General features: G+C 47.2%; 13 protein-coding genes. 3 read left to right on the top strand and 10 right to left on the bottom strand.

Annotated elements, in window-relative coordinates; all coding sequences use genetic code 11:
- Positions 1-40: 40 nt before the first annotated feature.
- Complete coding sequence (locus MY7_RS11055) at positions 41-1,249, top strand: MFS transporter (protein ID WP_007612756.1); 1,209 nt, start codon at positions 41-43, stop codon at positions 1,247-1,249.
- A 149-nt stretch (positions 1,250-1,398) separates the two neighbouring features.
- On the opposite strand, the gene MY7_RS11060 is transcribed toward MY7_RS11055, so the two are convergent.
- The 7 genes from MY7_RS11060 to MY7_RS11085 form a co-directional block, all read right to left on the bottom strand.
- Positions 1,399-4,560 carry a bifunctional cytochrome P450/NADPH--P450 reductase gene (locus MY7_RS11060; RefSeq protein WP_007612757.1) on the bottom strand — a complete coding sequence of 1,054 codons (3,162 nt, stop codon included), beginning with the start codon at positions 4,558-4,560 and terminating at the stop codon, positions 1,399-1,401.
- A 27-nt stretch (positions 4,561-4,587) separates the two neighbouring features.
- Complete coding sequence (locus MY7_RS11065) at positions 4,588-5,154, bottom strand: TetR/AcrR family transcriptional regulator (protein WP_003152789.1); 567 nt, start codon at positions 5,152-5,154, stop codon at positions 4,588-4,590.
- Positions 5,155-5,363: 209 nt separating this feature from the next.
- Entirely contained in the window at positions 5,364-5,903 is a 540-nt protein-coding gene (locus MY7_RS11070) for a class I SAM-dependent methyltransferase (protein WP_007612761.1), read from the bottom strand.
- 172 nt (positions 5,904-6,075) lie between these two features.
- A complete protein-coding gene (locus MY7_RS19765; protein ID WP_007408227.1) occupies positions 6,076-6,231 on the bottom strand; it encodes a hypothetical protein in 156 nt (51 codons plus the stop codon).
- A 172-nt stretch (positions 6,232-6,403) separates the two neighbouring features.
- A complete protein-coding gene (locus MY7_RS19260; RefSeq protein ID WP_003152787.1) occupies positions 6,404-6,544 on the bottom strand; it encodes a YrzI family small protein in 141 nt (46 codons plus the stop codon).
- A 389-nt stretch (positions 6,545-6,933) separates the two neighbouring features.
- Positions 6,934-7,734, bottom strand: a complete 801-nt coding sequence (locus tag MY7_RS11080; RefSeq protein ID WP_007408225.1) for a formate/nitrite transporter family protein — start codon at positions 7,732-7,734, stop codon at positions 6,934-6,936.
- Positions 7,735-8,000: 266 nt separating this feature from the next.
- The gene (locus tag MY7_RS11085) at positions 8,001-8,369 is read right to left on the bottom strand and encodes a DUF2294 domain-containing protein (RefSeq protein WP_007408224.1); all 369 of its coding nucleotides are present in this window, start codon (positions 8,367-8,369) and stop codon (positions 8,001-8,003) included.
- A 306-nt stretch (positions 8,370-8,675) separates the two neighbouring features.
- Between MY7_RS11085 and fdhF the strand changes: the two genes are divergently transcribed.
- A complete protein-coding gene (fdhF, locus tag MY7_RS11090; RefSeq protein ID WP_139325677.1) occupies positions 8,676-11,618 on the top strand; it encodes a formate dehydrogenase subunit alpha in 2,943 nt (980 codons plus the stop codon).
- 17 nt (positions 11,619-11,635) lie between these two features.
- A complete protein-coding gene (locus MY7_RS11095) occupies positions 11,636-12,127 on the top strand; it encodes a DUF1641 domain-containing protein (RefSeq protein ID WP_007612765.1) in 492 nt (163 codons plus the stop codon).
- Positions 12,128-12,165: 38 nt separating this feature from the next.
- On the opposite strand, the gene MY7_RS11100 is transcribed toward MY7_RS11095, so the two are convergent.
- From MY7_RS11100 to MY7_RS11110, 3 genes are all read right to left on the bottom strand, one after another.
- Positions 12,166-12,396, bottom strand: a complete 231-nt coding sequence (locus MY7_RS11100) for a YrhC family protein (protein ID WP_007408222.1) — start codon at positions 12,394-12,396, stop codon at positions 12,166-12,168.
- Positions 12,397-12,479: 83 nt separating this feature from the next.
- Positions 12,480-13,622 carry a bifunctional cystathionine gamma-lyase/homocysteine desulfhydrase gene (locus MY7_RS11105; RefSeq protein WP_007612766.1) on the bottom strand — a complete coding sequence of 381 codons (1,143 nt, stop codon included), beginning with the start codon at positions 13,620-13,622 and terminating at the stop codon, positions 12,480-12,482.
- Position 13,623: 1 nt separating this feature from the next.
- On the bottom strand, positions 13,624-14,547 hold the full coding sequence (locus tag MY7_RS11110; protein ID WP_029326056.1) for an O-acetylserine dependent cystathionine beta-synthase: 924 nt from the start codon (positions 14,545-14,547) through the stop codon (positions 13,624-13,626).
- Positions 14,548-14,585 lie beyond the last annotated feature (38 nt).

Consider the following 14,585-nt stretch of genomic DNA (forward strand, 5'->3'; position numbering starts at 1 on the left):
CGATACATATATAACCAACAGTGAGAAAAGAGGGACATTCATGACGTTTATTCAGCCTCATACAAAGGCTTACAGAAAGGCCAGCTTGGCTCTGTTTATCAGCGGCTTTGTGACATTCGCCACGCTTTACACGACACAGCCGCTTCTGCCTTTGTTTTCGGAAGAGTTTCATATTTCCGCTGCGGCTGCCAGCTTAACTTTATCCATTTCAACAGCCGTTTTGGCATTTTCATTATTGGCCGCCGCTTCGTTGTCTGACGGATTCGGCAGAAAAAAATTAATGGTGCTTTCGTTAACAGCCACTTCTGTTTTAGGTTTATTAACAGCGTTCAGTCCGGCTTTTCCGGCGCTTTTGGCGATGAGGGGGCTGCTCGGTATTTTCCTGGCAGGCGTTCCGGCTGTCGCTATGACATATGTAGGCGAGGAGTTTGATCCGCAGGGCCTCGGGAAAATGATGGGCTTGTATATCAGCGGCACAAGCATCGGGGGAATGAGCGGCAGGCTGTTAACGGGGCTTCTGACCGATGTATTCGGCTGGCGGCCGGCGCTTGCCATCATCGGCATTCTTTCTATTGTATTAAGCTATTTGTTTTGGCGTTTTCTTCCGGCTCCGCGCCATTCATCTGAGCGGCATGCGGGCGTAAAAGCGGCATGTAAGGAATACGGAGCGGTCCTGCACCGCAAACGGCTGCTTTTGTTAATATCTCTGGGATTTATATTAATGGGGAGTTTTGTGACATTATATAATTATATCGGCTTTCATTTAATGGCGGCTCCTTATCATTTGTCGCAGACTGTGATCGGTTTTATTTTTATTGTCTATCTCGCGGGAACGTTCAGCTCGGTCTATATGGGGAAAAAAGCAGATCTTTTCGGAAGCGCGAAAATGATTAAGATTGCGATTTTTGTTATGCTTGCCGGCGCAGCGGTGACACTTTTGCCCCAGCTTGCGCTTAAAATCGCGGGGATTGCCGTCTTTACCTTCGGCTTTTTCGGCGCGCATTCGATCGCAAGCGCCTGGGTCGGCCGCGCAGCCGGTGATCAGCGCGCGCAAGCCTCTTCATTATATCTGCTTGCATACTATATCGGTTCAAGCGTGGCAGGGTCTTGCGGCGGTTTCTTTTGGACGCATTTTCATTGGATCGGTATCATTTCATTTATTTCGGTTTTGCTATTGCTGTCTTATCCGGTTTTATTTCTGGCGGAATTCAGAAAAAAGGGACATAGCCGCCTGCATGTAAATCAATAAAAACATTAAAGATTTCTGTCTTTTGTCCGATACTAAAGATAAGGCCGGCACGATACTCCCTATAACTATTCCTTTTGATTCAGTAGATTTCAAATATCGTGCCGGCTTTCTTCAATTAAAAAACATTCTTCAGTTGTCTCACTCTTCTGTTACATACCTGCCCAAACATCTTTCGCATATCTTCCTTCCGCCTGCAGCTGTTCAAGCCACTCCAAGGAAACTTTTGAATCAATGTTATGCACCTTTTCATACGCCTGAAGCAGTACATTTTCCACGGCCGGAGCCATTTTGCTTCCGTCACCGCATATATAGAGATGGCCGCCTTGGTCAAGAAGAGCAATAATTTGTTCAGCCTCGCGAAGCAGAACATCCTGTACATATACTTTACAGTCCTGATCTAACCTGGAATACGCCCGGTGCACGGTGACAAGGCCGTTTTTCTCCGCATGGTCGAATTCATCTTTGTACAGATCGTCTTGTTCAGGATGCCGGCAGCCGAAGTATAAATGAGCTTCGCCCAGGCTGTTACCGGACATTTTTTCGGCAGCGCGCGCCTGGATAAATCCCCTGAACGGCGCAATTCCTGTGCCTGCTCCGACCATAATGAGAGGCGTTTTCGGATTTTCAGGCAATGCGAAACCCGACTGCGGCGAGCGGATGAAACAGACGGCAGGATCGCCTTTTTGTAATCCGGCTAAATAGTTCGAAGCCACGCCCCGGTATTCCCCACGGCCGCTCCATGCCGGAGCCGTCACAACGCCGACCGTGATACTGAGCTCCCCGCTGGCTGCCTTCGGTGAGCTTGAGATTGAATAATAGCGCGCCTTTAAGGACGGCAGAAGTTCTAAAAAGCGCTCAAACGGCAGTTCACAAGCCGGATAATCTTCCAGCAGGTCCAGCATGGTCATTCGTTTTTTCAGCACGTTTTCTTTATATGCCGTATCATCAGAATAAAGATGCTCCAATTCTTTTTGGTGCGGCGGGCACACGGTATGTGCGGCAAGTTCGCGAAGCTGGGCTCTCGTTGCCGGCTCCTGCAGCTCTACATAGGACGCCAAAAGCTCCGGCGCATTAACCGGCCGGTCCATCGGCAGATGAGGCAGCTGCCGGCCCTTGATCTTAAAGTGCTGGTTCGGATCAAGACCGAATCGGCGAATGACACGGCTGATCAGTTCCCCGCTGTTTTGCGGAAGCACCCCGAGATGATCTCCTTCCTGATACGTTTCTGTTTCGGGGAGACGCAGCTCAATATGCCGGACTGAGCGCTTGCTGCTTTCGGTATGAAGCTCTTTGTTCGTGATGACTTCCGCCTCAAATGCTTTGTACGTTTTGGCAATCGGCGTCTCGGCTGCTTCACTTACGTATTCGATTGATAACTGTGATTTGTTTGTCTGTTTTGGAGCGGCCTCTATATGAAAAGCCTTCATGATGTCCTTCCAGAATGAGTCTTCCCAGGCTTCCTGACTGTACTCAAAATCATCGGCATTGTCGCCCTCCCCGATAGAGGTCAGCCGTTTTGCCCCTTTTTCTTCAAGCACTTTGTCTATCAGGCGGGGGATCCTCTGGTAAGTGGCGGCCCAGTTGCGGTCTCCGCAGCCGAAGACGGCGTAAGAAACACCCTTTAATTCCTGATCTTCAAGGGTTTCCATCCATTTCACAAAACCCGCCGCATTATCAGGCGGCGCCCCGTTATAAGAAGCCGTAACAATAACGACCGCGCCTTTTACAGGCAGTTTCCCGGCATAATCATCGAGCGGGCCGGTTTCAGTTGAAAATCCTTTGCTTCTTCCGATATCAGCCAGCTCTTCCGCGATTCCTTCCGCAGTTCCTAAATTTGATCCGTAAAGAATGAGAAGCGGCGTTCCGTGGGACGGGATTTCTTTCGTTTCTTCTTTGTGACCGCTTCCTTCAGCTTTATGGTTTTGTACGGGCTGATGATTGGACACGTCCTTGTTTTTCACACGGATTTTAAAATCACCGGGCTTAATGGTTAGAGCTTCTTTAATCGTAAGCTCATAATCAGTATGATCAATCAGTTCAAAGTGTTTCAGGACAAGGCCGAGCACCATTGTCGCTTCCTGCAGGGCAAACTGCATCCCGATGCATGCGCGCTGTCCGTTTCCGAACGGCTTATACGCATCAGCCGGAATGGCCGCGGGATCGCTGAACCTTTCCGGGCGGAATGACTCGGCATCTTCTCCCCACGCACTTTTATCCCGGTGCAGCTGCGGAGTCAGAATCGTCACCGGCTGTCCCTTCGCAATCGGATATTTCCCGCCGAGAACCGTATCTTCTTTCGCGTACAGAGAAAATGCCGGGGCAGTCGGATACAGCCGCAAAGTCTCGTTTAACACCATGCGGATATATGTCAGCTGCTGAATCTGCTTATATTCAGGGGTCTCTCCCGTCAGCACCCGCTCGGCTTCCTGAACGGCTTTTTTCAATTTATCTTTATTTTTCAGCAGGCAGTATATCGCAAAAGAAAGCAGCCCGCTTGTGGTTTCATGCCCAGCGATCAAAAAGGTAATGATTTGATAACGGATATTTTCATCATCCAGCCTTTCCCCCGTTACAGGGTCTTTCGCTTCAAGCATCAATGCTAAAAGGTCAGACAGATTCTCATCCGGATTTTCCCTCCGCTCAGCGATGATCCGGTCTACAAGCGAATTCATCTCTTCAATATCCTGCTGGAACTGATGTCTCGTTTTGATCATCAGCTTGTCCTGCAGGCTGTGTCTCTGCGATTGGCGCATTGCCTCCTGCAGCGCACGAAGCATACTTGTGATAAAAGGATGCTGTGTGTCGCGGTAAAAGCTGTTAAAGCGGTAATGAAATCCGCACAGGCCGATTGTATCCAGCGTCAGGCGCGTCATATCTTCGGCAACGTCAATTTCTTCATTCGGATTTAATCTGCTCCATTTCTGCACGAGCTGCATGGCAATATCAAGCATCATTGAATGATAGCCTTTCATCGCCTTCTGACTGAAGCTCGGCAATAAAATCCGATGCGCTTTCTGCCAGTTCTTTTCGTGAGTCCAGCTCGTAAATAGTCCGTCACCGCCAAACTCACGGACTTTCAGCAGGGCTTTGCTGAGATTTTTGTCAAATCGCTTTTCATCACAGACTTCTGCCGCGAGCTCGCGGCCTGATACGAAGACCCCGACAGAGCTCGGAAATTCAAAACGAAAGATCGGGCCGTATTCTTCGGCAATTTTCCAAAGCGATTGTGACAGTTTTTCTTTTTCCAAGTGAGGGAGATTTTTCAGAGGCCCGTATGTTTTCGGCTGCGGTATAGCGCTTAGCTGTTTCATATCGATCTTCCTTCCTTCGGCGAATAGTTAATGAGTTCTGATGGCATCCCAAGAACATTGTTCCAGTTCTTTCAGAAACGGTTTTGTTATTTCGACGCTTCCCGTCCGGATAAGCTGATAGAGTTTGAGATATGCCCCGAGCAGCAGCGCCATCAGTACATTGGACGGCAGATTGCGGAGCACACCTTCAGACTTGCCGCGCTGAAAAAAGACGTCAAGCATCTGTGTTATTTCATCAAGAAGCTTACGGCTCGTTTCATTCAGAAAGTAGGCGTCCTTATTCGTTTCAAGAAAAAACAATGCATACTCACTTTCCTTCGTAAAATCAATCAGACAATAAAACAGGTGATGAAACCCTTCTCTTACAGATATCCCCTGAAAGTCCGTTTTGACTTTTTTCATAAAACGCTGCGCACTTTCCTGATACAGTACGTTCACAAGTGTCTCTTTACTGTCAAAGTAACGGTAAATTGTGCCGGTTCCGACATCGGCCTGAGCGGCAATCATCGGAATCGTCGTGGCGTCAAATCCTCTATCTGTAAACAAAGTAAGCGACGCTTTCATAATGAGTTCAACCTTGTTTGAAGCTGTCATTTCATCCCCCTTTCTAAATGCGGAATGAATATTCATTCCGTTTGTTCAAAATATTTAAAATGTACGGTCATCTGATTACCATTGTATAAGAAAAAAACTTTTTTTAATATAAAATATATGTGAAATAACCAAAAATAAGGAAATATGTCCAATTTCACAAAAAGAGCTGCAGTGACTTAAGCAGCTCTTTTTATTTCCCAAGAAATATTCTATTTAATGGCAGTAATAAAATGGAATGAATCTCTGCTGACAACTGAAATGTCTCTGAAATGCTGATCATAGAGCACCTCAATCACATCCTTTTCACTCATCCGCGAAGGTTTCAAAACCATATAGAAACACCCGTCAATTTGAAGAACGCGGTACACTTCTTTACATGCTGTCCGGTAATCGCTGATTGTTTCAGCAGTATGTAATGAGAAGACTTTATGAAAACTGCGGTCGCGGAACGGTATGCTTTCCGGCCTCCCCTGCTGAATGTTTCCGAGCCCGGCTTTTATAATCGAACGGTTTGCGCGCTGTGTTTTCCGTATTTTACGTTTCGATGTTTCTATGCTTTTAAGACTGCCCTTTTCAAGCTGTCCGATGATTTGTTTAAACATTGAGCCGTTTCCGGTCCCGATTTCCAAAATGCGGTCGTATTCCTGTATGTCCATCAAAATTTGCTGAATGACTGACTCTGCCGGTTCTGATGCAGCAAAGTATTTCGCGCGCATTCGTTTTAATGCTGAAGATGTATGTTGCAACATTGTATAACACCCGCTTTTCCATTCCTGTGATTTATTATTCAGAAATAATATTACCTCGTATTAGTATGAGGTACTAACTAGACGTACTTCTCTTCATGAACGTTTCGATTTATTTGAAATTTATATTTGTTTTCATAAAAAAAAGACGGAAAACGTAGGTTTTCCGCCTGCTCTAGTACCAATAATACGGTGCTATATATCTTGTCTGCCGGGAAAGCGCCGCCATTCTCTGCCGGCGGTACGGGTTGCCATAGCCGTGTTTAAATGAATGGGGCATTGACGCATACCCGTGCCCGATGGATGGAATTCTGTTCTGACCGCCTTGCATGCTATCACCCGCTTACCAATTTTTCTTTCTTTACCATGGTATGCAGGCCGTCTGCGACGTGACAGCAACATCCTCGCTAAACCTGGTCCTTCTCCATTGTGTAATGATTCAGCAGTTCAATTCTGAACATGATGATCTCCTCCTTCTCCTCCGTTTTGGCCCTTCGTGTCCGTTAGTTCATATAAAAATGTTTCAACTGGCGTTCTTTCGCTTCATTATAAAACTCTTCGACCTGCTGTTCTCGTTCATACTCTTCCGCACTTTTAAAACGCTTTGAAATGGTCAGTGTTAAAAAGAAAAGATTAATGGTCATTATCGCTCACCCCCTTTCAATATCCGCACAAGCGAAAATAACCCGCAGCAAAGTTCATATGCGCTGCGGGCAGACTAAATCCGCAGACAAAAGAAGACGGTGCTTCTTTCCCTGCGGGGAGCTGCGAATGTCCTGATACTCCGAAATTAACGTGCTTGACGGGCAGAGGTTAAGGAAGGACACGAACTCTTCCACAGGCTGAATCGGTTCAATTGTAGATTTTGATTGCCGTTTAACGTCGTCATGTGATTCAACCTCCCTTTGCTTTTTTCTTACTTTGTAAGTATATCCATCAGCTTCCATTTTGTAAACATTTTTTTCAAGATTTGGACGGAAAATGTGCTGGCATTCCGCTTCAATTGTCCGTGTTTTCCGGCATCTTTCTTACCTCAGGAAACTCTTTTCATCCCTTGCTTTTTCTGATCTTTTTTTGAATATGCAATAAAATAAATAAGGCCGACAAACACTGCCCCGCCGATGACATTCCCGATAAAGGCCGGAATGAGATTGCCAATCAGATCACCCCACGAAAAAGAACCTGCAAAAATCGCAGCCGGGATGATAAACATATTGGCTACAACGTGCTGAAAACCAATTGCGACAAACGCCATAATCGGAAACCATATACCCGCGATTTTTCCGGCTCCGTCTTCTGCGCCGAAAGAAAGCCAGACGGCCAAACAGACAAGCCAGTTACAGCCGATCGCCGAAACAATGACTTTTCCAAACGGCATATCCAATTTGCCTTGTGCGACCGCAATCGTTTTTTCCAAATACGGTCCTGTTTCGGTTAATCCGACAACATGTCCGAAAAAGTAAGCGACAAACAGTGCGCCGACAAGATTCATCAACGTCACGATCACCCAATTTTTCACTAATGCACCGGCGGATATTCTTCTGGAAAACAGCGCCATGGATACCGACATCATATTTCCCGTAATCAGCTCCGCGCCGGCAAGAACGACGAGCACCAATCCGATGGGAAACACGGACGCCCCGATTAAACTCGACAGGCTTCCCCATTCTTTCGGGAGGTCGCCGATGACACGGATATCAAGCAAATAACCGAGTGCGATAAACGCTCCTCCCAAAAATCCTAATACAATCAGTGCTGAAAGCGGTGAATGCACCTTTTTTACCCCTGATTCGACCGCAAGCTCCGCTATTTCGTCCGGTTTACGAAAAGCCATAATAACCCCTCCATTTATCATTTCAGCCCGCAGTTTCCAAAGACGCCTAACAAAAAAGGCAGCATTCAACTAACCCGTCTGAAAAAACGGGGTTTGAATGCTGCCTAACTTGTATGCATACCCATACAACAATATCAAGCAGAATGAAAATATGCGGTATAGAATATGTACAGATCATGCACACATTCCATAAAAAATCGTCCTTAGGCCACTGCTGGCAGTTCATATCATATCAAATGTGACAATTTCGTGTCAATTGAATATTGTCAGCTTTTGATTTCTTCTTTATGCTCTTCAATTGAGCGGTCAAAGACAAACACCGATACGGCAATATTTTCCTCTATTTTAATATCTGAAAACAGATGCACAAGCTTTGCTCCGATGAGCTCTTCCATTCCGTCAGGCGTTTGTTTTGAATACAGCTCCTGAATTAAGCTGGTTCGCGCCGCATGAACCATTTCTCTTCCTTCAGGCGTGCGTGCGATAAACTGCTCACTTGCGCTTAGATTGCCGTAAAGTGTAGATACCGCCATGTTATCCACAAAAACGGTGTGAATTCGTTCAGGCCCCTTTCCAAATAATTCTTTGCGCAATTTCCGGATAATATCGTTAAATTCATGAATTTTTTTAGACATATTGTCCCCTCCGATTTTAGCCTATGAAAGACATTCCCGGTTCCCCTTTGTGACATTTCACCTGGTTAAAGTTTTCCTTTCGTATTGTATTATAATAAATATCACCTTATAATAAAAGCAGTGAAGATGGATTTGTAATAGGAAACGTGTTATGAGTCTATCGTTTTATACAAATAGGATTGGTCTGTTAGTAAGACTTGCTAGTGAACTATTCCGCCATGCGTATTTATACCGTTCTCCGGACAGGAGGCCGGTATCTATGTGCATGGCTTTTTTTCGAGTTTAAAAGATGGAGGGGAATTGGAAGTGACAGACGTTCAGTCTATCCGTGTCAAAATTGACGGCACGGAGTATGAAGCACCAGAGGGGTCTAAGATTTTAGATATTTTAAACCAAAACGGAATTGAGATTCCGCAAATATGCCATGTACCGGAAGTGGATCCGATTCAAACATGTGACACCTGTATTGTTGAAGTAAACGGGAAATTGCAGCGCTCTTGTTCCACGGCTGCAGAAAACGGGATGTCCATCTCGCTTACGTCGGGAAGGGTAAAAGAGGCTCAGACAGAGGCCCTGGACCGCCTGCTTGAGAATCACCTGCTTTACTGTACGGTATGCGATAACAACAACGGCAACTGCACACTGCATAATACAGCGGAAATGATGGGAATTGAGCATCAGAAATATCCGTATACGCCGAAAGATGATTCAAAGTGCGCGGTTGATATGTCTCACCCGTTTTACCGCTATGATCCGAACCAATGCATCGCCTGCGGCCAATGTGTGGAAGTGTGTCAAAACCTTCAGGTGAATGAGACCCTTTCAATTGATTGGGAGCGCGACCGCCCGCGAGTCATTTGGGATGAAGGCGTCGCCATTAATGAATCATCCTGCGTCAGCTGCGGCCAGTGTGTCACTGTCTGCCCTTGTAACGCACTGATGGAAAAATCAATGCTCGGCCAAGCCGGATTTATGACAGGAATAAAAGAAGATGTCATGGAACCGATGATTGATTTAGTAAAAAATGTTGAACCCGACTATACAAGCATCTTCGCCGTATCAGAAGTGGAAGCGGCTATGCGCGATAAACGGACGAAAAAAACAAAAACAGTCTGCACGTTCTGCGGCGTCGGATGCTCTTTTGAAGTATGGACAAAAGGACGTGACATCCTTAAAATTCAGCCTGTTTCCGATGCTCCGGTTAACGCGATTTCCACTTGTGTGAAAGGGAAATTCGGCTGGGACTTCGTGAATTCGGAAGAACGGATTACAAAACCGCTTATCCGGAAAAACGGCGCATTTGTTGAATCGTCATGGGAAGAAGCCCTTGATCTTGTCGCATCAAGACTCGGTTCGATCAAGGCTGAACACGGAAATGGTTCTGTCGGCTTTATTTCTTCTTCTAAAATTACGAATGAAGACAACTACGTCATTCAAAAATTGGCACGCCAAGTATTTGAAACCAACAACGTGGATAACTGCTCACGCTACTGCCAGTCACCGGCAACGGACGGCTTATTCCGCACCGTCGGTATGGGCGGAGACGCCGGCACAATTAAAGATATCGCAAAAGCGGGCCTCGTGCTCATCGTCGGCGCCAATCCGGCGGAAGGACATCCGGTTCTGGCCACGCGCGTGAAACGCGCCCATAAACTGCACGGCCAAAAACTGATTGTTGCCGATCTGCGCAGAAATGAAATGGCTGAACGGTCCGACCTCTTTATCAGCCCGAAACAAGGGACTGACCAGGTCTGGCTCATGGCAGTAACGAAATATATGATTGACCAAGGCTGGCACGATCAAGCGTTTATTGATGAAAATGTCAACTACTTTGATGATTATAAAGAAACGCTGGAAAAATACACATTGGAATATGCGGAGCGCATCACCGGACTTTCTCAGGATACGATCATCCGCATTGCCGAAATGATTCGTGATGCAGACGGCACTTGTGTTCTTTGGGGCATGGGCGTTACTCAAAATACAGGCGGCTCTGATACATCAGCGGCGATTTCCAACCTGCTGCTTGCCACAGGAAACTACCGCCGTCCGGGCGCCGGAGCCTATCCGCTGCGGGGACATAACAACGTTCAAGGCGCTTGCGATATGGGAACTCTTCCAGGCTGGCTTCCGGGATATCAGCATATTACCGATGATGCGGCACGCGCTAAATTCGAAAAAGCTTACGGTGTTGAAATTGACGGCAAGCCGGGTCTTGATAATATCGAAATGCTCCATGCGATTGAAGAAGGAAACATGAAAGCCATGTATCTCGTCGGTGAAGATATGGCGCTCGTCGATTCAAACGCCAACCATGTTCATGACATTTTATCCAGCCTTGATTTCTTTGTTGTGCAGGATATTTTCCTTTCAAGAACGGCGCAATACGCGGATGTCATCCTGCCTGCGGTTCCATCTCTTGAAAAAGACGGAACATTTACAAACACAGAGCGACGTGTGCAAAGGTTGTATCAGGCGCTTCCGACACTCGGCGATGCAAAACCCGACTGGTGGATTATTCAGGAAGTCGCCAATCGTTTAGGCGCTGATTGGAATTACACGCATCCTAGCGACATTTTCTCAGAAATGGCGAGCCTTTCTCCGCTGTTCGGAAAAGCAAGCTACGACGTTCTTAGCGGCTGGAACAGCTTCCTGTGGGGAAGCTTTACGGGAGAAAGCACTCCGCTTCTTTATGAAGACGGCTTTAACTTCCCGGACAAAAAAGCCCGTTTCGCGCTGAGCGATTGGGTGGAGCCTGCTGTATTCCCTGAAGAATATGACCTGCATATTAACAACGGACGGATGCTTGAACATTTCCACGAAGGAAACATGACAAACAAATCGAAGGGCATTCAGTCTAAAGTTCCGGATGTATTTGTTGAAGTATCGCCGGAGCTCGCGGCTGAACGCGGAATTTGCGACGGAACAATGATCCGGCTCGTCTCTCCTTTTGGAGCGGTTAAATTGAACGCGCTTGTGACAGACCGTGTCCGCGCAAATGAGCTTTATCTGCCGATGAACTCTACAGATAAAGATTCTGCGATTAATTTCCTGACCGGGCCTGCGTATGATTCACGGACACATACACCTGCCTATAAGCAGACAAAAGTCCGCATGGAAGTGCTCGGTTCCTGTGATACTCCGCCGCTTCCGAAAACGAATCCGCGGAACAAAAAACGTCATCCGCAAAACGGTGTGGAAGCTCAGCGAAAATGGAACCGTCCGGGCTATGTGCACTTAACTGATTAAGGAAAGGAGGAAACATTATGGCAAGCCCAATTACTGAAATTCAAAAAGAAACGAAAACAGAGGAACAGCTGAAAGCTGAAAAACTGGAAGAGCTGAAGACGCTTCTCGCAGAAAATGAAGAAGCCGTCGCGAAAACGATGTCCATCATGGCAGAGCTGAATAGCTTGGGCATTTTTGATGCCGCCGGCTATATGCTCCAGGCAAAAGAGGAGATTGCCAAAATTGCACTCGGACAGATTTCCCGGGAACCTGTCACCAATCTCCTGAATACGATGATGGCCGCGGGAGGCGCGCTGTCAAAAGCTGATCCCGAATTTATGGGCAGACTTTTAGAAAGCGCCATGGCCGGGACGGATCAGGCGCAAAGATTTTTAAAAGAGGACAGGAAAGTCAGTATGTTTGAACTGATGAAAGCCGTCGGTGATCCTGATATTAACCGCGCGCTCGGCTTCGGGCTGCAGTTTTTAAAAGGAATGGGAAAAGAATTACGTGAAACCCCGTCTGAATAAGAAATGAAAAAGCCATTGTCAATAGACAATGGCTTTTTTTATTCTTCGGCCTCTTCCAGCCTCTTTTTATAAATAAGTGAACGGTCAACGCAGAAATAAGCGCCCGCTAAAAATACACAATCCGTTACAAACATCAGCATTTTCTGGCCCGCAGTCAGCCCTTGTCCGGGAAGAACCGCGCCGATATAAATGAAGGTGCTGACTGCAAGCAGAATAAATGCGTAATGCTTAAAATCTTCTATTAATGATTTCAGTCTTTTCTTCTCCATATAAGGTCACCTGCCAGTTTTATAGTCTACCAACATTATAATACAAGCTGACAGCCGACAGAGAATGTAAATCTATCCATTCTTTATAAAAGTGAATCAAGCGCCTGTTTCACATCCGCCGTTAAATCCTCAGTATCCTCAATACCGACTGAGATCCGCACGAGCCCGTCGGTAATGCCAAGCGCAAGCCGGCGGTCGCGCGGGATCGAAGCGTGCGTCATTCTGGACGGCACGGAGATTAAGCTTTCAACCGCTCCTAAACTTTCCGCGATCGTAAACAGGTTCAATTTTTCTAAAAACGCGTCGACGCGTTCGCTGCTGCCGACATCAAAGGAAATCATTCCGCCGAAACCGGAGCTTTGCGCTTTTGTCAGCTCATGGCCCGGATGTTTCGCTGATCCCGGATAATAGAGCGTTTGAACGGCATCATGCGCTTCAAGCAGCTCGGCGATTTTCCCGGCGCTGTGATTGATAGCATCCATTCTGAGTCCCAGTGTTTTAATGCCTCTCATTAAGAGCCATGAATCCTGCGGTCCTAAAACGCCGCCTGTTGAGTTTTGCACGTAATGAAGCTTTTCACCGAGCTCTTTATCAGCCGTGACGACTAAGCCGCCGACGACATCGCTGTGGCCGCCGAGATATTTTGTCGCGCTGTGCAGCACGATGTCAGCGCCGAAGCTGAGCGGCTGCTGGAAATACGGCGTGTAAAACGTATTATCGACGATAAGCAATACGCCCGCTTCTTTTGCGATGTCAGACATCAGTTTGAGGTCAGTCACTTTCAATAGGGGGTTTGTCGGTGTTTCGATATAAATGGCTTTCGTATTCGGGCGAATGGCCTTTTTGACTTTTTCTTCACTGCTCGTATCAACAAAGTCCGCTTCAATGCCGAAGCGGTTCAGCACACCTGTCATCACCCGGTAAGTGCCGCCGTATACATCATCCGTCAAAATAACATGATCGCCGCTGTCAAACAGCATCATGACGGCAGTAATCGCAGCCATGCCTGAGCCGAACGCATATCCCGCCGCGCCGCCTTCAAGTTCCGCAATTAAGCTTTCAAGCGCCGTCCGCGTCGGATTGGCCGTTCTTGAATATTCATAACCCGTGTGCTCGCCCGCTTTCGGCTGCTGGTACGTGCTTACTTGATAAATCGGTACGGAAACCGCTCCTGTTTTTTCATCTCCCGTAATTCCTCCGTGCACCATCAGCGTTTTTTTCTTCATCTTACTGACCTCCTTGAAAAATGTTTTTGCTTATATATCGATCGCTGCCATCAGGGAAAATAGTGACGATATTTGATCCGGCGGGCGCTTTTTTCGCTTCTTCAAGCGCTGCATAAAGAGCCGCCCCTGAAGAGCTTCCGATTAAGAGGCCTTCTTTCTCGGCCGCTTCTCTGACAAGCGAAAACGCCGTATCGTCTTCCACCGTGTAAATGGCGTCAAAATGGTTCTCGTCCATATAATCCGGGATAAACTCCATGCCGATGCCTTCCGTTTTATGGGCATGCGGCTCTCCGCCATTCAGGATCGAGCCTTCCGGTTCAACGATCACCGTTTTGACGGCAGGATTTTTCTCTTTTAAATAAGCTGCCGTACCGGCAAAGGTGCCGCCGGAACCCGCTCCTGCGACAAAAGCGTGGATATCCCCGCCGAGCGCGTTCCATATTTCGGGTCCGATCGTTTTATAGTAAGTCAATGGATTTACTCGGTTTTTAAATTGCAGAACGGCATAAGAATTATTAATCTCTCTCTCCAGTTCAAGCGCTTTTCGAATGGCTCCCTGCATGCCTTCTTCTCTCGGCGTATGCACGATGTCCGCTCCGAGAGCTTTCATAATTTGCTGCTTTTCTCTGCTGAAATGCTCCGGGACGCAAAAAACGGCGCGAAGCTGATGCTTTCTGGCGCACAGAGCGAGTCCGATCCCGGTGTTTCCGGCAGTCGCCTCAATGATAACACCGCCCGGTTTCACCTTTCCCGTGCGAAGCGCATCTTCAATGAGCATCCCGCCCAGCCTGTCTTTAATGCTTCCGCCCGGATTCATCATTTCAAGCTTAGCATAAACCGCTGTTCCCTCCGGCATATCAAAATGCTTGAGACGGAGCAGCGGTGTACTTCCGATCAGTTCTGTAATATCTGTTATCACGTTCAATATATGTCCTCCTCCTGGAAAAGCGGAGGAGAACGAGA

The sequence above is a fragment of the Bacillus sp. 5B6 genome, from assembly GCF_000259405.1.
In the GTDB taxonomy this organism is placed as follows: Bacteria; Bacillota; Bacilli; order Bacillales; family Bacillaceae; genus Bacillus; species Bacillus velezensis.

Bases quoted from the DNA above. Each gene is read 5' to 3' on its own strand.
- MY7_RS11055 (WP_007612756.1), top strand. From the start codon at position 41: ATGACGTTTATTCAGCCTCATACAAAGGCTTACAGAAAGGCCAGCTTG.
- MY7_RS11060 (WP_007612757.1), bottom strand. From the start codon at position 4,560: ATGAAACAGCTAAGCGCTATACCGCAGCCGAAAACATACGGGCCTCTG.
- MY7_RS11065 (WP_003152789.1), bottom strand. From the start codon at position 5,154: ATGACAGCTTCAAACAAGGTTGAACTCATTATGAAAGCGTCGCTTACT.
- MY7_RS11070 (WP_007612761.1), bottom strand. From the start codon at position 5,903: ATGTTGCAACATACATCTTCAGCATTAAAACGAATGCGCGCGAAATAC.
- MY7_RS19765 (WP_007408227.1), bottom strand. From the start codon at position 6,231: ATGCAAGGCGGTCAGAACAGAATTCCATCCATCGGGCACGGGTATGCG.
- MY7_RS19260 (WP_003152787.1), bottom strand. From the start codon at position 6,544: ATGACCATTAATCTTTTCTTTTTAACACTGACCATTTCAAAGCGTTTT.
- MY7_RS11080 (WP_007408225.1), bottom strand. From the start codon at position 7,734: ATGGCTTTTCGTAAACCGGACGAAATAGCGGAGCTTGCGGTCGAATCA.
- MY7_RS11085 (WP_007408224.1), bottom strand. From the start codon at position 8,369: ATGTCTAAAAAAATTCATGAATTTAACGATATTATCCGGAAATTGCGC.
- MY7_RS11095 (WP_007612765.1), top strand. From the start codon at position 11,636: ATGGCAAGCCCAATTACTGAAATTCAAAAAGAAACGAAAACAGAGGAA.
- MY7_RS11100 (WP_007408222.1), bottom strand. From the start codon at position 12,396: ATGGAGAAGAAAAGACTGAAATCATTAATAGAAGATTTTAAGCATTAC.
- MY7_RS11105 (WP_007612766.1), bottom strand. From the start codon at position 13,622: ATGAAGAAAAAAACGCTGATGGTGCACGGAGGAATTACGGGAGATGAA.